The sequence below is a fragment of the Pseudomonas antarctica genome (assembly GCF_900624995.1).
Classification (GTDB): Bacteria; Pseudomonadota; Gammaproteobacteria; order Pseudomonadales; family Pseudomonadaceae; genus Aquipseudomonas; species Aquipseudomonas antarctica.
The window spans coordinates 160,038-176,157 of the sequence record NZ_UYXQ01000006.1 but is presented as its reverse complement, the minus strand read 5'-3'; the positions used below and the strand labels follow the sequence as shown (position 1 = coordinate 176,157).

16 protein-coding genes are annotated in these 16,120 nt (G+C 61.2%); 2 read left to right on the top strand and 14 right to left on the bottom strand.

Features of this window, described 5'->3' with window-relative positions; genetic code table 11:
* Positions 1-33 precede the first annotated feature (33 nt).
* The 11 genes from E0F99_RS07025 to E0F99_RS06975 all read right to left on the bottom strand — a co-directional run bounded on the left by E0F99_RS07025 (position 34) and on the right by E0F99_RS06975 (position 9,666).
* Positions 34-525: a DUF2878 domain-containing protein gene (locus E0F99_RS07025; RefSeq protein WP_083360246.1), complete on the bottom strand. Its 492-nt coding sequence runs from the start codon at positions 523-525 to the stop codon at positions 34-36.
* A complete protein-coding gene (locus E0F99_RS07020) occupies positions 518-1,789 on the bottom strand; it encodes an SAM-dependent methyltransferase (protein WP_083360245.1) in 1,272 nt (423 codons plus the stop codon). Before E0F99_RS07020 ends, E0F99_RS07025 begins: the two co-directional genes overlap by 8 nt.
* Positions 1,776-2,585: a DUF1365 domain-containing protein gene (locus E0F99_RS07015; RefSeq protein ID WP_083360244.1), complete on the bottom strand. Its 810-nt coding sequence runs from the start codon at positions 2,583-2,585 to the stop codon at positions 1,776-1,778. Before E0F99_RS07015 ends, E0F99_RS07020 begins: the two co-directional genes overlap by 14 nt.
* Positions 2,582-3,829, bottom strand: coding sequence for an NAD(P)/FAD-dependent oxidoreductase (locus E0F99_RS07010; RefSeq protein ID WP_083360243.1), 1,248 nt, complete (start codon positions 3,827-3,829; stop codon positions 2,582-2,584). Before E0F99_RS07010 ends, E0F99_RS07015 begins: the two co-directional genes overlap by 4 nt.
* Positions 3,826-4,608: an SDR family NAD(P)-dependent oxidoreductase gene (locus E0F99_RS07005; protein WP_083360242.1), complete on the bottom strand. Its 783-nt coding sequence runs from the start codon at positions 4,606-4,608 to the stop codon at positions 3,826-3,828. Before E0F99_RS07005 ends, E0F99_RS07010 begins: the two co-directional genes overlap by 4 nt.
* Positions 4,605-5,027, bottom strand: coding sequence for a nuclear transport factor 2 family protein (locus E0F99_RS07000; protein ID WP_083360241.1), 423 nt, complete (start codon positions 5,025-5,027; stop codon positions 4,605-4,607). The genes E0F99_RS07005 and E0F99_RS07000 overlap by 4 nt, the downstream gene beginning before the upstream one ends.
* Complete coding sequence (phrB, locus tag E0F99_RS06995; protein ID WP_083360240.1) at positions 5,020-6,462, bottom strand: deoxyribodipyrimidine photo-lyase; 1,443 nt, start codon at positions 6,460-6,462, stop codon at positions 5,020-5,022. Before phrB ends, E0F99_RS07000 begins: the two co-directional genes overlap by 8 nt.
* The gene (locus tag E0F99_RS06990) at positions 6,463-7,392 is read right to left on the bottom strand and encodes a MerR family transcriptional regulator (RefSeq protein ID WP_083360239.1); all 930 of its coding nucleotides are present in this window, start codon (positions 7,390-7,392) and stop codon (positions 6,463-6,465) included. It lies immediately after the preceding gene.
* A gap of 3 nt (positions 7,393-7,395) precedes the next feature.
* Entirely contained in the window at positions 7,396-8,355 is a 960-nt protein-coding gene (locus E0F99_RS06985) for a YbgA family protein (protein ID WP_083360238.1), read from the bottom strand.
* Between the two features lie 112 nt (positions 8,356-8,467).
* The gene (locus E0F99_RS06980; protein WP_083360237.1) at positions 8,468-8,683 is read right to left on the bottom strand and encodes a TIGR02450 family Trp-rich protein; all 216 of its coding nucleotides are present in this window, start codon (positions 8,681-8,683) and stop codon (positions 8,468-8,470) included.
* A complete protein-coding gene (locus E0F99_RS06975; RefSeq protein WP_083360236.1) occupies positions 8,680-9,666 on the bottom strand; it encodes an NAD(P)/FAD-dependent oxidoreductase in 987 nt (328 codons plus the stop codon). Before E0F99_RS06975 ends, E0F99_RS06980 begins: the two co-directional genes overlap by 4 nt.
* Before the next feature lie 212 nt (positions 9,667-9,878).
* Between E0F99_RS06975 and E0F99_RS06970 the strand changes: the two genes are divergently transcribed.
* Both E0F99_RS06970 and hemH read left to right on the top strand, forming a co-directional pair.
* Entirely contained in the window at positions 9,879-10,778 is a 900-nt protein-coding gene (locus E0F99_RS06970) for a TIGR01777 family oxidoreductase (protein WP_083360235.1), read from the top strand.
* Positions 10,779-10,792: 14 nt separating this feature from the next.
* Positions 10,793-11,818, top strand: a complete 1,026-nt coding sequence (gene hemH, locus E0F99_RS06965; protein WP_083360234.1) for a ferrochelatase — start codon at positions 10,793-10,795, stop codon at positions 11,816-11,818.
* Positions 11,819-11,957: 139 nt separating this feature from the next.
* Here hemH and E0F99_RS06960 read toward each other — a convergent pair whose 3' ends face one another.
* From E0F99_RS06960 to algW, 3 genes are all read right to left on the bottom strand, one after another.
* Complete coding sequence (locus E0F99_RS06960; RefSeq protein ID WP_083360233.1) at positions 11,958-12,674, bottom strand: DUF4198 domain-containing protein; 717 nt, start codon at positions 12,672-12,674, stop codon at positions 11,958-11,960.
* Between the two features lie 12 nt (positions 12,675-12,686).
* A complete protein-coding gene (locus E0F99_RS06955; RefSeq protein ID WP_083360232.1) occupies positions 12,687-14,786 on the bottom strand; it encodes a TonB-dependent siderophore receptor in 2,100 nt (699 codons plus the stop codon).
* 108 nt (positions 14,787-14,894) lie between these two features.
* Positions 14,895-16,049, bottom strand: coding sequence for a Do family serine endopeptidase AlgW (gene algW, locus E0F99_RS06950; RefSeq protein WP_083360231.1), 1,155 nt, complete (start codon positions 16,047-16,049; stop codon positions 14,895-14,897).
* Positions 16,050-16,120 lie beyond the last annotated feature (71 nt).

Genomic DNA, 16,120 nt, shown 5'->3' with positions numbered 1-16,120 from the left:
CGCGGCAACGGCGTGTGATTGCACTGACGGACGTCAGTGCCCAAGTTGCCGTGCGATCCAGTGCATCACGGGGAACAGGATCGCCCAGAGCAGGCCCAGGCCGATCATGGTTGGCACAGTGGCGTAGCCGAAACTCACACCGGCCAATTGGCTGCCGGCGTAATAAGACAATGGCCCGCCCACCGCGCCTAATAAGCTGGCGCGCCACCAGGGCTGCGCGCTCCAGGCCAGGCAATGGCGCAACGTGGTGGCGAGCAACGCCCACAGCAGCACCAGCCAGAATGGTATCAGCGGCCCCGGTAAGCTGAAATGAAACACGCCGAAGGTGCGCAGCGAAGTATCGATTACCGTGCCGAGCAAGGTCACGGCGAGGATCACTTGCCCCTCCGCAGACCATGAACTTACCCACAGCAAGTGGATAGCCAGCACTGCGCCCGCCACCAGCAGCCATCGGCTGTCACCGCCCAGCACGCAGGCAAACCAGCCGCACTGGAACAGCACGGCATTCGCCAGCGGTTTAAGCACTGAAACGCCCGAGCAGAGGCGGGTTGATCGCCGCGGGCTTGGCCAGCAGTAACTGTGCAGTGCCAATCGTCCGTTCCATGAACCCACCTTCGCAGTAGCACAAGTAGAATTCCCACAGGCGCAGGAAGTACTCGTCGTAGCCCAACTCTGCAAGACGGCCATGGGCGCGGCGAAAGTTCTCGTGCCACAGGCGCAGGGTTTTCGCGTAGTGCAGGCCGAAATCCTCCATGTGCAGCAGGTTCATGTCGGTGTCGCGGCTGACGATATGCAGCATGTTCTGCACGCACGGCAGGGCGCCACCGGGGAAAATATAGCGTTGGATAAAGTCGACGCTGTTCTTGGCCTGCTCAAAACGTTGCTCACGAATCGTGATGGCTTGCAGCAGCATCAGGCCGTCGCTCTTGAGCAAGTGCGCGCACTGTTTGAAGTAGGTCGGCAGGAAGCGATGGCCCACCGCTTCGATCATCTCGATGGACACCAGCTTGTCGTATTCGCCGGTCAGATCGCGATAGTCCTGCAACAACAGGGTCACTTGGTCCTTGAGCCCCAACGCCGCGATACGTTTTTCGGTGTAAGCGAACTGCTCTTTGGACAAGGTCGTGGTGGTGACTTTGCAACCGTAGTGCTGCGCTGCATACAGCGCCATGCTGCCCCAGCCGGTGCCAATTTCCAGCAGGTGGTCGGTGGGTTTGAGTGCGAGTTTTTGGCAGATGCGTTCCAGCTTGTTCAACTGTGCCTGTTCCAAGGTGTCATCGGGCGACAGGAATTGCGCCGCCGAGTACATCATGGTCGGGTCGAGGAACTCTTCGAACAGGTCATTGCCCAGGTCGTAGTGCGCAGCGATGTTTTTCTGTGAGCCCTTACGCGTATTACGGTTGAGCCAGTGCAGGCCTTGGGTAAGTGGCCGTGCCAGGCGCGCCAGGCCACCTTCCATTGCGTCGAGCACGTCCAGGTTGCTCACCATCACGCGCACCACCGAGGTCAGGTCCGGAGTGGTCCAGTAACCGTGGATGAACGCCTCGCCGGCGCCAATCGAACCATTGGCCGCCACCAAGCCCCACACCGCCGAATCGAGGATCTGAATTTCCCCCAGCAGGTGCGCCTCACGGGCGCCGAACACCTGGCGTTCACCCTCTTCGATCACCACTAGCTGGCCGTGACGCAATTGGCTGAGTTGGCGCAGCACGGCCTTGCGCAACAGTGCGCTGGTCAGGCCGTTGACGTTCAGGCGGTTGGTTTTGACCGATAAGCTAGGGGATTTCATGGCGGCGATCCTTGGTATACCCGACTGCGGTGCGAGAGGCGCCATCGGCGGCCTGATGGGAAAAAATCGGTGTGCGTTTGAGCAATAGGCGCATGGCTTGCCAGTAAATCGCCAGGCAGGTCTTGGCGGTCATCCACGGGAAACGCCACAGGTAGCGATGCAGGCTGGCACGGTTCAGCGCTTCTTTATGCAGGCTCAACGTGGCGTCGAAGACTTTCAACTCGCCCTGCCAATCGGCCATGTGCACGCCGAGCTTGGCGGCGGGCGGGCTGAAGCTCATGCGGTATTCCAGGTCGCGTGGCAAAAACGGCGACACATGGAAGGCCTTCGCCACGGCGAAGTGCTGGTGCTCATCCGCGCCGAGCGCTTGGGCCGGTAGCACGTAGTGATAACGCTCGCGCCACGGGGTGTTGGTCACTTCACACAGGATCGCGGCCAGTTGCCCATCGGCCTCGAAGCAGTAGAAGAAACTCACCGGATTAAAAGCCAGGCCCCAACTGCGGGCCTGGGTCAGTAGGCAGATAACGCCCTGAGGCTCACGCCCCAGCGCCTTGCCGACTTCTTGGCGCACGGCATCGCTTAAGGTCATGCCGTGGCGCGTAAACTCGCGCAGGTAATCCTGCTGACGAAAGCCGAAGGGGGCCAGGCGACTCGCGCCGGCCAGGGGCGACAGCCCGAGCACTTCGTCTTGTTCGCTTAAGTCCAGGTACAGCAAGCCGATGCGGTAGCGAAAGGCGTGGGCCTTGGGCGCAAACCGGCGGTGGGCGATCCAGCCGCTGTACAGGGCGCTGTTCACAGGGTTTCTCCAAAGGCTTGGGCCACGCGCAAGGCGCTGACCACGCCGTCTTCATGGAAACCGTTGGCCCAGTAGGCGCCACAATAAAAGGTGTTGCGCGCACCGGCCAACTCTTCCCAGCGCCCTTGGGCGGCGACCGCCGCGAGGCTGTATTGCGGGTGTGCGTAGGTGTAGCGCGCAAGGATCTTCAGCGGGTTGATCATCGGCGTCTGGTTCAGGCTCACGCAAAAGGTGGTGGCGCTGTCGATGCCTTGCAGAATGTTCATGTCGTAAGTGACGGCAGCCTGGGTCTGCGCGGTGCCGGTCAAACGGTAATTCCAGCTGGCCCAGGCGAGCTTGCGGTCGGGCAGCAAGCGCGTGTCGGTGTGCAGCACCACATCGTTGTCGGCGTAGGGCAATGCGCCGAGAATTTCCTGTTCCGCCTGGCTCGGGTCGGCCAGTAACGCCAGTGCCTGGTCGCTGTGGCAGGCGAACACCACACGATCAAATGCCTCGCTGCCGGCGGCGCTGTGGATCACTACGCCGTCGGCTGTGCGCTCAACGTTATGCACAGGGCAGTTGAGACGCACCTGCTCGCGAAAGCTGCGCGTCAGCGGTTCGATGTAGCGGCTCGACCCACCTTCGATCACGCACCATTGCGGCCGGTTATTGACCGAGAGCAAACCGTGGTTTTTGAAGAAACGCACAAAGAATTGCAACGGAAAACCGAGCATGTCGGCCAGGGACATCGACCAGATCGCCGCGCCCATCGGCACGATGTAATGCCGGATAAACCGTGGGCCGTAGCCGCCAGCTTCGAGGTAATCACCCAGGGTCATCTCAGCGCTGATGCGCTGTTCTTGCAGGTCCAGCGGCGCCTGGCGGTTGAAGCGCAAAATATCGCGCAACATGCCCCAGAACCCCGGCGAGAGAATATTGCGGCGCTGGGCAAACAGGCTGTTGAGGTTGTTGCCGTTGTATTCGAAGCCTGCGCTTTGGTCGCACACCGAAAAGCTCATCTCGGTGGGTTTGAAGGTGACGCCAATCTGCCCCAGCAGCTTAATGAAGTTGGGGTAGGTCCAGTTGTTGAATACGATAAAACCGGTGTCCACCGCATAGCCTTTACCCTCGACCGTCACGTTGACCGTGTGGGTATGCCCGCCGATGCGCTCGCCCGCTTCGAACACGGTGATGTCATGGCGGCGGCTGAGCAAGTAGGCGCTCGTCAGCCCGGCGATGCCGCTGCCGATAATGGCGATCTTCACAGGTCATCCTTGTGCGGCGGCGGGCTGCGCAGCATGCGCTTGCCGATGATCAGTTGCGCGCGGTTGGGCAGCTTCGACAGCGGCCACAGGGTGGCGATAAACATAGCGGGGAAGGCAATTTCGAGCGGGCGCTTGTCCAGCTTGGCGAAGATATGCCGCGCGGCCTTGTCAGCGGACCAGCTCAAGGGCATGGGGAAGTCATTGCGTTCGGTCAACGGCGTGTCGACAAAGCCCGGGCTGATCACCGTGACGTCGATGTTCTCGGGTGACAGGCTGATGCGCAGGGATTCGAACAGGTAGCGCAGCCCGGCTTTGGATGCACCATAGGCTTCGGCACGCGGCATCGGCAGGTAGGTTACAGCACTGGCCACGCCGACCAGGTGCGGCGTGTGCCCTTTGCGCAGCAGCGGCAACGCGGCTTCGATGCAATAGCTGCTCGCCAGTAAGTTGGTGCGTACTACGTGCTCGACAATCGAGGCGTCAAACTGGCGCGCGTCCACGTATTCACAGGTGCCGGCGTTGAGGATCACCGTGTCGAGTGAGCCCCAGACCACGCCGATATGCTCGCCGATCTCGCGCACGGTCTGGCTGTTGGTCAGGTCACCGGGCACCACCAGCACTTGCCCTGGATAACGATGCGCGAGAGCCTCAAGCGGCCCCTTGGTGCGCGAGCTGAGCGCAACGTGAGCGCCGCTGTTGAGCAATTCAACAGCCAGCGCGGCGCCGATACCACTGCTGGCGCCGGTCAACCAATAACGGCGGGGAGGTGTAAGGCTCATCCCATTCTCCTTTTCAGCCAACTGACAACGCGCCCCAGTATTGGCAGGTGTTCATAGAGCAGGGCGCCGGCATCGAAATAATCGCGATGGCGGTACACCTTGTCGCGCCACATCAGGTGCGAACAGCCTTCCACGCGGATCACCTTGCCGCTGTTGAGCCGTGGGTGGCAGAAACTCATTTTCCAACGCAGGTACCCTTCGCCTTCAGCCACTTGGTCGAAGCCGTGGAAGTCGAAGCGTAGCTGACTGACGTTGACGTAAAGCTCGGCGAAGTAGCGGTGCAACGCGGGCAGCCCATGCACTTGATGCAGTGGGTCGGCGAAGGTGATGTCTTTGCTGTACAGGCTGTCGAGCCGGTGCAGGTTGTGCTTGTCCAGCGTGGCAAAGGCCTGGGCGAATCGTTGCAGAAAGTCACTCATGCTCGGCGACCTCCTGACGTGAAGGCAGGCTGCGGAACGCGGCCAGGGCGCGCTCGCGGGATTTTTTCAGGTCGACAATCGCGCGGGGGTAGTCAGCCACACCAAACAGGCCGCCGACTGCCTCGGGGTTGTGCACTTCCTTTTTATTCAGTGCGGCCAACTCCGGTAGCCAGTGCTTGATGAACACGCCCTCGCTGTCGAATTTCTCCGACTGGCTCAACGGGCTGAAAATCCGAAAGTACGGCGCCGAGTCGGTGCCGGTGGAAGAGCTCCACTGCCAGCCCCCGTTGTTGGCCGCCAGGTCGCCGTCGATCAAGTGGCGCATAAAGAAACGCTCGCCTTCACGCCAGTCGATCAGCAAGTTCTTGGTCAGGAACATCGCCACCACCATGCGCAGGCGGTTGTGCATCCAACCGGTTTCGAGCAACTGGCGCATGGCCGCGTCGATGATCGGCAGGCCGGTGCGTGCTTCTTGCCACGCAGCGAGGTCCTTCGGCGCTTCGCGCCAGGCCACTGCTTCGGTCTCGGGGCGAAAGGCCCGGTGGCGGGAAACCCGTGGGTAGCCCACCAGAATGTGTTTGTAGAACTCGCGCCACAGCAGCTCATTGATCCAGGTGATGGTGCCGATATCGCCGCTTTCGAACTCGCCCTGGTTGGTTTGCAAGGCGGCATGCAGGCATTGGCGCGGCGAAACCACACCGGCGGCGAGGTAGGCCGAGAGCTGGCTGGTGCCAGGTTTGGCCGGAAAGTCGCGCTCATCCTTGTAGTAGCTGATTTGTTGTTCGGCAAAGGCATCGAGGCGGCGGCGGGCTTCGTCTTCACCGGCGGGCCAGAGCGCGCGCAAGGTCTCGCTGGGTGGTTCGAACCCTTCGACGTTGGCTGGGATGGGGTCGCTTTGCAGGTCCAGTTTTGCTTGAGCTTCTGGTGTGGCCACCAATCGCGGCAAGGCACTGTGCAGGCGTGTGTAGCAGACCTTGCGGAACTGGCTGAAGACCTGGAAGTAGGTGCCGGTCTTGGTCAGCACGCTGCCGGGTTGGAAAAACAGTTGGTCCAGGTAACTGTGGAATGTCACGCCGTCGGCTTGCAGGGCTTGGGCCACGGCGACATCGCGGCGGCGTTCGTGGATGCCGTATTCCTCGTTGACGTGCACCGACTCAACCGAGAGTTCCCGGCACAGCGTGCTCAGCACGCCAGGCGCCTGGTCCCAGGTCGCGGCGGTGCGGATCAGCAGGGGAATGTTCAGTTGGCCCAGCGCCTGGCTCAGGTGCTGCAGGTTGCGCAGCCAGAAATCGACTTTGCACGGTGCGTCATCGTGGGCCAGCCACTGTTCAGGACTGATCAGGTACACGGCCGCAACTGGGCCCCGCTGGCATGCGGCGGCCAGGGCGGTGTTGTCGTGTAGGCGCAGGTCGGTGCGCAGCCAGATCAAATGCATTTAAACAAGTCCACGCTGGATCAGTAACTGGTGCGCCGACAATGGGTCTTCGGCCACGAATAATTCAGGGGTGTCACGGATTAATACGGCCAGCTCGGCCTGGTGGATGCATACCGTTGGTCCGGCAATCAAGGTTGGGCAACGGACGCCGCCTAAAAGTTTGGCGAGTGCTGACAAATGCAGGGCCTTACTCGAATACAGCAACACGGCGCGCGGTTGCAGGTGTTCCACCGCCAGGGCCAGTTCACCGGCCGGCAGTGGCCAGTCGAAGACTTCCACTGGGCAGTCGGCGCTGCTGGCGAGCCAGGCGCTGAGCCACAAATGCGGCTCCAGAGGCAGGTCGGAATGGTTGACCAACAGCAGCGGGGCGCCTTGCAGCTGGCGATTGTTGTGGTAGATGCGCGCGCCGAATTTGCTGCGCAGCCAGGACAGGAAAAACACGCGTTCCATCTGCGCGCCGAACTGGCCCTGCCACCGCTGTTCAAGTTCCTTGAGCAGCGGCAGCATCAGTTGTTCGCACAGTGTGCGTGGCGGGTACAGTGCCATGGCCTGGTTAAACGCGTCGTCGACCCGGCGTTCGGCCAACTCGCTGATCGCACTCACCAGGGTCTGGCGCAGGGTGTTCCATTCATTTTCGACGATGTCGGGGCTGGCTTGGGCGGAATCGATCAGGCTTTTCACTTGGCTGACCGGTACGCCACGATTCAGCCAAGTGAGGATGGTGTGGATACGCTGCACGTGTTCGGCGCTGAACAGCCGATGGCCCTTGGGCGTGCGCTGAGGCACGATCAGGCCGTAACGGCGTTCCCAGGCGCGCAGGGTCACCGCGTTGACGCCGGTCTGGCGCGCCACTTCGCGAATGGGTAGCCAACCGTCTTGGAGGGCTTTGGCGATGTCTTCGCCAGGTTCGTCTTGCAGGGCAGCTCTCATGGTCTAGATCGCATTACGCAGGCTGAGGTTTTCCGGGTGCGGCTGCAGGTAGGCCTGTTGCGCGATGTAGCGGTCCGGGTGTTGGCGAAAGTGATGTTTGAGCAGGGTCAGCGGCACCACCAACGGCACGATGCCGGTGCGGTATTGGCCGATGACGGTTTGCATTTCCTGCTTGTCGTCGGCGCTGATTGCCTGCTTGAGGTAGCCGCTGATGTGTTGCAGCACATTGGAGTGAGTGCCGCGTGTGGCGCACTTTTTCAGGCCGGTCATCAGCTCGCTGAAATAGCCAGCGGCTAACGCGTCGAGATCAATGTCCTTACCCATGCTGCCCAGCAGGTGGCCGAGGCGCTTGTAGTGCACCGGGCTGTGGGCCATCAGCAAGTATTTGTAGCGTGAGTGAAAGGCCAGCAGGCGGTGGCGGGTGAGGCCTTCGGCAAGCAGTTGTTGCCAGCTGGCGTAGACGAACACTCGGGTCAGGAAATTTTCCCGCAGTACCGGGTCATTCAGGCGGCCGTCTTCTTCCACCGGCAGGTTGGGGTGACGCGCGCAAAAGGCTTGGGCGTAGATGCCGCGCCCGCCGCCGTCAACGGGCGTGCCGTTGTCGCGATAGACCTTGACCCGTTCGAGACCGCAGGACGGTGATTTCTGCATGAAGATATAGCCGCACAGGTCCGTGTGTTCCCGGGCCATCTGCTGACCGTAGTCATCCAGCGGCCGGGTGACATTCAGCTCACGGTTCACAGTGCCGACGGCTTGCGGCTGAGCAGGGTCGCCCACCAGGCGGATCGGCTCGCGGGGAATGCCCAGGCCGATTGCGACTTCAGGGCAAAGCGGTACGAAGTCGAAGTAGTCGGCGAGGGTTTGGCTGCACAGCAGGGATTGTTTGTGTCCGCCGTTAAAGCGTACGTTTTCGCCGAGCAGGCAGGCGCTGATGGCGATCTTCGGTTTGACGGTGCTGGACATAGCCGAACCTCTGCAAGATTCCTATACAAGCTAGAAAGCTTGTATAACTAAATCTCATCATAGGTTTGATCCTGTACAAGTCAAACATTTTGTACAAGTATTTGCGGCAAGGCTATTTCCAGCCGATTCGCCAAGCTTCAGCATTTTGCAGGGCTTGCCAGGTGAGGCGTTCAGTGCGGCGGGTCATCACGGCTTGCAGCTCGATTTCCAGCACGGTGCCTTCCTCGTCACGAAACAGCTCTGTGACCAAGAAGTGCTTCTCCTTGTTACGAGGGTGGGCTGCTGTCCACTTCGACAACAGCAGTTTGGCCGGATTGATGCGGTTCATTGCAGGTGCTCGATCAGGCGGCGCGCGGCTTCCTGGCCGCTGAGCCAGGCACCTTCGACCCGGCCGGACAAGCACCAGTCGCCGCACACGTACAGCCCCAGGTCGGCGTCGGCCAGTACGCCGAATTCATGCGCGCTGGACGGTCGCGCGTAGAGCCAGCGATGCGCCAGGCTGAAGGACGGTGCGGGCATGGCGCTGTGCAGCAATTCGGCGAAAGCACCGTGCAGGTGTTCGATCACGGCTTCCTTGGGCAGGTCCAAGTGCGCTTTGCTCCACGCGCTGGTGGCGTGCAGTACCCACGTGTCGAGGGTGGTGTCGCGCCCGGGTTTACTGCGGTTGCGCGCCAGCCAGTCGAGCGGGCTGTCTTGCACGAAGCAGCCTTCCATTGGTGTATCCAAGGGTTGGTCGAACGCCAGGGCGATGGCCCAGGTCGGGTCCATCTTCACGCCGGCGGCAGCACTTGCCAGTTTGGGTGCGGCGGCCAGTAGGGCAGTGGCCTGGGCCGCCGGCGTGGCGATGACCACGTGGCTGAACGGGCCGTGGTTGCCGCCGTCGGCGTCGAGCAGGTTCCAGTGCTGTTTGCCTTGGAACACTTCGGTGATGCGGCAACCGAATTCCACCGGCAAATCGTCAAGCAAGGCACGGGTGATCGCACTCATGCGCGGCGTGCCGACCCAGCGGATCTGCTCATCGGGAGAGGGCGTGAGTTGACCGGACTTGAAGTTGTACAGCTGCGGCTTCCACTGCTCGGCCCAGCCGTTGCTTTGCCAGCGTTGCACTTCGTTGACGAAGCGCCGGTCGCGGGCGGTGAAGTACTGCGCGCCCATGTCCAGCGCGCCGGCATCGCTGCGTTTGCTGGACATGCGGCCACCACTGCCGCGGCTTTTATCGAAGAGTTTTACAGCGTGCCCCGCGTCTTGCAACGCTCGGGCAGCGCAGAGACCGGCGATGCCGGTGCCAATGATCGCGATGGGAACAGTCATGGGAGGCCTCGTTTTACCGTTGGGTACAGACTACGCCGACACCAATAGCTGTACAATATTGTTTTTTGGTATAAGTTTTGGCGTACCTGTTCTTACGACGTGGCCTATGGTTAAAGCTTGGGCTTAAACGAAAAGCCGCGCCGAATTAAAAATGATCTCTGCTTATAAAATAGACCAGTGATCGGCGGCGAACGTTACATGAGGAGTGTCCCATGCACATTTTGCTGACCGGCGGTACAGGCTTAATCGGTCGTCAGCTCTGCCAACGTTGGCTTGCCCAAGGGCATCGCCTGACCGTGTGGAGCCGCGAACCGGACACCGTCGCCAAATGGTGCGGCCCGCAGGTGTTGGGTGTCGGCCGCTTACAGGACGTGATCGGCAACGTGGATGCGGTGGTCAACCTGGCCGGCGCACCCATCGCCGATCGCCCGTGGACCAAAAAGCGCAAGGCGTTACTGTGGAGCAGCCGCATCAGCCTCACTGAAACGCTGCTGGCGTGGATGGACGGGTTGACGCAAAAACCGGCGGTACTGATTTCCGGTTCGGCGGTGGGTTGGTACGGCGACGGCGGCGAGCGCGAATTGACCGAGGCCAGCGGCCCGGTGCAGGACGACTTTCCCAGCCAGTTGTGTATTGCCTGGGAAGAAACCGCCCTGCGCGCCGAAGCCATGGGCATCCGCGTGGTGCTGGTGCGCACCGGCCTGGTGTTGGCGGCCAAGGGCGGCTTTTTGTCGCGGCTGCTGCTGCCGTTCAAACTGGCGCTGGGCGGGCCTATCGGTCATGGTCGGCAGTGGATGCCATGGGTACATATCAAGGATCAAATCGCCCTGATTGATTTTCTTCTGCACAAGGACGACGCCAGCGGTCCTTATAATGCCTGCGCGCCACACCCGGTGCGTAACCGCGAGTTCGCCAAGACGCTGGGCCAGGTGCTGCACCGTCCGGCGTTTATGCCGATGCCGGCGTTTGCATTAAAGGTCGGGCTGGGCGAATTGTCCGGGTTGTTGCTGGGCGGTCAGAAGGCCCTTCCCGAACGGCTACTGGATGCCGGTTTCACCTTTCAGTTCACTGAGTTGCACGCGGCCCTGGAAGACTTGTCCAGCCGCCTCTAGCCATAGGATGTTGCATGACGGATCACGCGTTGTTACTGGTCAACCTGGGTTCACCGGCGTCCACTTCGGTGGCCGATGTGCGCAGCTACCTCAATCAGTTCCTGATGGACCCTTACGTGATCGACCTGCCCTGGCCGGTGCGGCGTTTGCTGGTGTCGCTGATTCTGATCAAGCGCCCTGAGCAGTCGGCGCATGCCTACGCCTCGATCTGGTGGGATGAGGGTTCACCGCTGGTGGTGCTAAGCCGTCGCTTACAACAGCAAATGACTGCGCAGTGGACACACGGCCCGGTGGAGCTGGCAATGCGTTATGGCGAGCCGTCTCTAGAAACGACGTTGACGCGCCTGGCTGCCCAAGGTATCGAGAAAGTCACTTTGGCGCCGTTGTACCCGCAGTTTGCCGACAGCACCGTAACCACAGTGATCGAAGAAGCCAAACGTGTGGTGCGCGACAAAAAGCTCAAGGTGCAATTCTCCATCTTGCAGCCGTTCTACGACCAGCCGGAGTACCTCGACGCGCTGGTTGCGAGTGCCCGGCCTTATGTGGAACAGGATTACGATCACTTACTACTGAGCTTTCACGGCCTGCCCGAACGCCATTTGAAAAAACTCGACCCCACCGGCGGGCATTGTTTCAAGGATGCCGACTGCTGCCAGAACGCCTCGCCTGAGGTGCTTGCCACCTGTTACCGCGCACAATGCTTCAGCGTCGCACGGGATTTTGCCGCACGCATGGGGCTGCCGGACGGCAAATGGTCGGTGGCCTTCCAGTCGCGCCTGGGTCGAGCGAAGTGGATCGAGCCCTACACCGAAGCTCGCCTTGAGGCGTTGGCCCAGCAGGGCGTGAAAAAGCTGTTGGTGATGTGCCCGGCGTTTGTGGCGGACTGCATTGAGACGCTGGAAGAGATTGGTGACCGCGGGTTGGAGCAGTTCCGCGAAGCGGGTGGCGAGGAGTTGGTGTTGGTGCCGTGCTTGAATGCTGACCCGCAGTGGGCGGCGGCGCTGAACACCTTGTGCGAAAGGGCGCCGTTGGCACTTTAACCAAGCCGAGTGAGGACTAAATGTGGGAGCTGGCTTGCTCGCGAATGCAGTGTGTCAGCCACCTAATGTATTGGCTGATCCACCGCCTTCGCGAGCAAGCCTGTTCCCACACTGACTGTGCCCACTCTAGATTTTGGTGTTATTCGTGGTGCGGTTCACCGAGGAACGTCAGCGAAGTGAACAACCCGCGCGTTGCCACATCAGCATCTTTTAGCGGCAGCTCCACCTGCGCCGTAATCACATTCAACCCTTCATTACGCACCAGCACCTCGGCCCGGCCATCCTTGTCGGTCTCGGTGCTCAAGGTGTTCGGCGCATTGCGATAATCGCCCACCAACTTGATCCCCGCCGCCGGCTTGCCATCCAGCAGCACCCGCACCGGCAGTGACCTGCCCGGTCCTACGGTCAGCGGATCAACTTCCGGCAGGATCAGCAGCTTGATCTGATCCAGCTTCGGCAACTTCGCCCCCGGCTGGTAAATCGCCAGACTGTATTTGAAGGTCTGGGTCGACTCAATCGCGCCAGGCACTTGGCTACGGCCCTGGTTGATCCACTTCTTGTCCGGCGTCTGCGACCACATCCCGTTATCCAACGCCACGGCTAAAACGGCGGGCGATTTGAGCGGCTTGAGGCGTGCGTGGTCGGCGAGGCGCTCCACGGTGACCGGGATCATCTTGCCGCTGGCGTCATACGCCCAGGCACCGCTGATTTTCTGTGCCTTGAAGGCATTGTCTTCGGCGCCGTGGCCGTAGATCACTTCGATATTGCCGCGCCGTTGTTCGGTCCACAGGCCGTGGGCCGAGACGTGGCTGGCAAACAGCAGGCCGATCACGGCCAAGGATTTGAAAGCTTGCATGGGGGCGTCCTTTTACAGGTTGAGGGTCAGGCTGACAGTGAAGTTGCGCGGCTCGCCGGGCGTGACCCAGTAATTGCTGTAGGAGCGCTCGTAGTACTTTTCGTCGAATAGGTTGTTGAGGTTCAGGCCCACGGTGACGCTGTCGCTGGCCTTGTAATGCGCCAGCAGGTCGACGGTGTGGTAGGCGGGCAGTTCGAACGGGCTGCCGGCTTCGCCGGAGCGATCACCGACGTAGGTGAACGCCGCGCCGAGGTCCGAGCCGCGCAGCGCGCCATCCTGGAATTCATACACGCCTAGCAGGCTGGCGCTGCGCTTGGCCACGCCGAGAATCCGGCTGCCGGTGGGGATGGCTTTGTCGCCCTTGGTCACTTCGGCGTCGATGTAGGCGAAGGCGCCGATGATCCTTACCGCGTCAGTCACTTGCCCGCTCAATTGCAGGTCAAAGCCCTGGCTGCGTGCCTTGCCTATGGCGCGGCTGTTGTTGATGGTGGCCGGGTCCAGGGCCAGGACATTTTCTTTTTCGATATGGAAGGCGGCGAGGGTGGTGCTCAGGCGGTCGTCGAACAGCTCGCTCTTGATCCCCACTTCATAGCCCACGCCTTCTTCCGGCTTGAAGGATTTTGCGCCCGCGTCCAAGCCATTGTTCGGCTTGAACGAGGTTGAGGCATTGGCGAACACCCCGACTTGCGGTGTTAGCTGATAGAGCAGACCGGCGCGTTGTGTCAGGGCATTGTGGGTTTGCCGGCTCTTGGCGTGGTTGCGGGTGAAGTCGTCGGTGCTTTGCTCGACGTGCTCCAAGCGCGCACCCAGCATGCCGCGCAGGCGGTCGGTGAAGACGATTTGGTCTTGCAGGTTCAGCGCCTGGCTTTTCGTCTGTTCGAAGACGTCGGTGCCGGTGCGCGCGCCGTTGGGTTTGGTCTGGCCGTAGATCGGTTTATAGATATCGATGGGGTAGAGGCTGCCGGCAATCGCCGACACGCGTTCCTTCTTGCGGTAGTCCTCGTATTCGCTGCCGATTAACAGTTCGTGCTGCCAGCTGCCAATGTCGAACAGGCCGCGCAGTTCCAGTTGGGTGATGCTGTCGTGCCAACCGGTGGAGCGTTCGCGCAGACGGCGGTTGACGGTATGGCCGTCGGCATTCAGCGCACGACTTTCCGAGGCGTCACCCCACAGGCTGCCTTGTTTGTAGTGGCTGGCCAGGCGCAGTTTCCAGGCGTCATTAAGGTGATGCTCCAACGCGGCCTGGATGCGGTTGTTGTGGTTGCGGATATTGCCGTCGTTGGGCTCGCCGAGGAAGGTGGAGCGGGACATGCCTTGGTTGGCGACGATGCCACGGTCGAAGGTGGAGCTGTGGCGCACGAACTCGCTTTCTACGAGAAGGCTGGTGTCCGGGTCCAACTGCCAGCTGAACGACGGCGCGACGAATACACGCTTGGCGTCGACGTGATCACGGAAGCTGTGGTTGTCTTCCACCGCCAGGTTCACGCGCGACAGTACGCGGCCTTCGCTGTCCAGCGGGGTGTTCACATCCAGCGCGGTGCGATAGCGGTCCCAACTGCCGGCACTGGTTTGCACGGTGGTGAAGGCTTGCGGCTGGGGTTTCTTGGTGACGATATTCACTGTGCCGCCGGGGTCGCCACGCCCGTACAGGCTGGCAGCGGGGCCTTTGAGCACTTCAATGCGCTCGATGTTGGCCGCGTCCGGCGTGCTCGGGTAGCCACGGTTGGCGCTGAAACCGTCTTGGTAGAACTCCGATGTGGTGAAGCCGCGCACGCTGTATTCGTAAAGCGTCAGGCCGCCGAAGTTGTTCTGCTTGGACACGCCGCCGGCAAATTCCAGGGCGCGTTCCACGCTGGTGCTGCCGAGGTCTTTGAGCACCGTGGCAGGAATCACGCTGACCGATTGTGGGATGTCGCGTAGATCGGTGTCAGTTTTGGTCGCGCTGGCGGAACGTGTGGCGCGGTAGCCTTTGACGGGGCCGGTGGCGGATTCATAGGCGTCGGAGGTGACGCTGATGGTACCCAGTTCGACAGTGTTGTCGTCGGCGTAGGCGGGGTCCAGCAGCAAACCCAAGGCCAGGCCAGCCACGGGGGCGAATCTTCGAGACGGCATGATAGAGCGTTCCAATAGCGATATTGAAACAATATAACATGACTGATGAGAATCGATTTCTTTTGAAATATTAGGTAACAGGAGCCCGCGAACGGGCTCCCGCAGCCGTTATCCCTCTTCTTTGACCGGGGCGGGCGGTGGGCGCAGGCCGATCTCTGCCGACAGCTTGATCTCTTTGCCGTTGCGCATTACCAGGATCGTCACCTTGTCGGTCGGCTTGATCCGCGCCACCTGGTTCATCGACTTGCGGCCATCACCGGCCGGTTCACCGTCGATGCTCAGGATCACATCGCCCAATTGCAGGCCGGCTTTCTGCGCCGGGCCGTCGCGGAAGATCCCCGCGACCACGATGCCTGGGCGCCCGGTCAAGCCGAACGACTCGGCCAACTCCTTGGTCAGCGGCTGTACTTCAATGCCCAGCCAGCCGCGAATCACCTGGCCGTGCTCAATGATCGACTTCATCACTTCCATCGCCAGCTTCACCGGGATCGCAAAACCGATGCCCTGGGAGCCGCCGGACTTGGAGAAAATCGCCGTGTTGATGCCGGTCAGGTTGCCATTTGCGTCCACCAGCGCGCCGCCGGAGTTGCCCGGGTTGATCGCCGCATCGGTCTGGATAAAGTCTTCGTAGCTGTTGAGCCCCAACTGGTTACGGCCGGTGGCGCTGATGATGCCCATGGTTACTGTCTGGCCGACGCCGAACGGGTTGCCGATGGCCAGCGCGACGTCACCGACGCGCAGCCCTTCGGAGCGGCCAATGGTGATCGAGGGCAGGTTCTTGAGGTCGATCTTCAGTACCGCGAGGTCGGTTTCCGGGTCGCTGCCGACCACACGGGCCAGGGTTTCACGGCCGTCACGCAGGGCCACCACAATCTGGTCGGCGCCGGTGGTCACGTGGTTGTTGGTAAGGATGTAGCCTTCCGGGCTCATGATCACTCCGGAACCGAGGCTGGATTCCATGCGGCGCTGCTTGGGCCCGTTGTCGCCGAAATAGCGGCGAAATTGTGGGTCTTCAAACAACGGATGCGCCGGTTTGTTGATGACCTTGGTGGTGTACAGGTTGACCACGGCGGGCGCGGCGATGACCACGGCGTCGGCATAGGTCACCGGGCCTTGCACCACCGAATTGCTTTGCGGGGCCTGTTGCAGGTTCACATCAAGGCTGGGTAAGCCCACCCATTGGGGATAACGCTGAATAATCAGCATCGCGATCAGCACGCCAGCCAACAATGGCCATCCAAAAAAACGCAGTGCCTTGAGCATCAAGTAAGTCCTGACAGGTTGCAGGGGGCGCGAGAGCGCCCATAATGTCGCGCATTATACGAGGCTGCGAC

What these genes read in the sequence shown, in the direction of transcription:
- E0F99_RS06955 (WP_083360232.1), bottom strand. Translation starts at nt 14,786, where the DNA reads ATGCCGTCTCGAAGATTCGCCCCCGTGGCTGGCCTGGCCTTGGGTTTG.
- E0F99_RS06960 (WP_083360233.1), bottom strand. Translation starts at nt 12,674, where the DNA reads ATGCAAGCTTTCAAATCCTTGGCCGTGATCGGCCTGCTGTTTGCCAGC.
- E0F99_RS07000 (WP_083360241.1), bottom strand. Translation starts at nt 5,027, where the DNA reads ATGAGTGACTTTCTGCAACGATTCGCCCAGGCCTTTGCCACGCTGGAC.
- hemH (WP_083360234.1), top strand. Translation starts at nt 10,793, where the DNA reads ATGACGGATCACGCGTTGTTACTGGTCAACCTGGGTTCACCGGCGTCC.
- E0F99_RS07020 (WP_083360245.1), bottom strand. Translation starts at nt 1,789, where the DNA reads ATGAAATCCCCTAGCTTATCGGTCAAAACCAACCGCCTGAACGTCAAC.
- E0F99_RS07005 (WP_083360242.1), bottom strand. Translation starts at nt 4,608, where the DNA reads ATGAGCCTTACACCTCCCCGCCGTTATTGGTTGACCGGCGCCAGCAGT.
- algW (WP_083360231.1), bottom strand. Translation starts at nt 16,049, where the DNA reads ATGCTCAAGGCACTGCGTTTTTTTGGATGGCCATTGTTGGCTGGCGTG.
- E0F99_RS06975 (WP_083360236.1), bottom strand. Translation starts at nt 9,666, where the DNA reads ATGACTGTTCCCATCGCGATCATTGGCACCGGCATCGCCGGTCTCTGC.
- E0F99_RS06990 (WP_083360239.1), bottom strand. Translation starts at nt 7,392, where the DNA reads ATGAGAGCTGCCCTGCAAGACGAACCTGGCGAAGACATCGCCAAAGCC.
- E0F99_RS06970 (WP_083360235.1), top strand. Translation starts at nt 9,879, where the DNA reads ATGCACATTTTGCTGACCGGCGGTACAGGCTTAATCGGTCGTCAGCTC.
- E0F99_RS06980 (WP_083360237.1), bottom strand. Translation starts at nt 8,683, where the DNA reads ATGAACCGCATCAATCCGGCCAAACTGCTGTTGTCGAAGTGGACAGCA.
- E0F99_RS06985 (WP_083360238.1), bottom strand. Translation starts at nt 8,355, where the DNA reads ATGTCCAGCACCGTCAAACCGAAGATCGCCATCAGCGCCTGCCTGCTC.
- phrB (WP_083360240.1), bottom strand. Translation starts at nt 6,462, where the DNA reads ATGCATTTGATCTGGCTGCGCACCGACCTGCGCCTACACGACAACACC.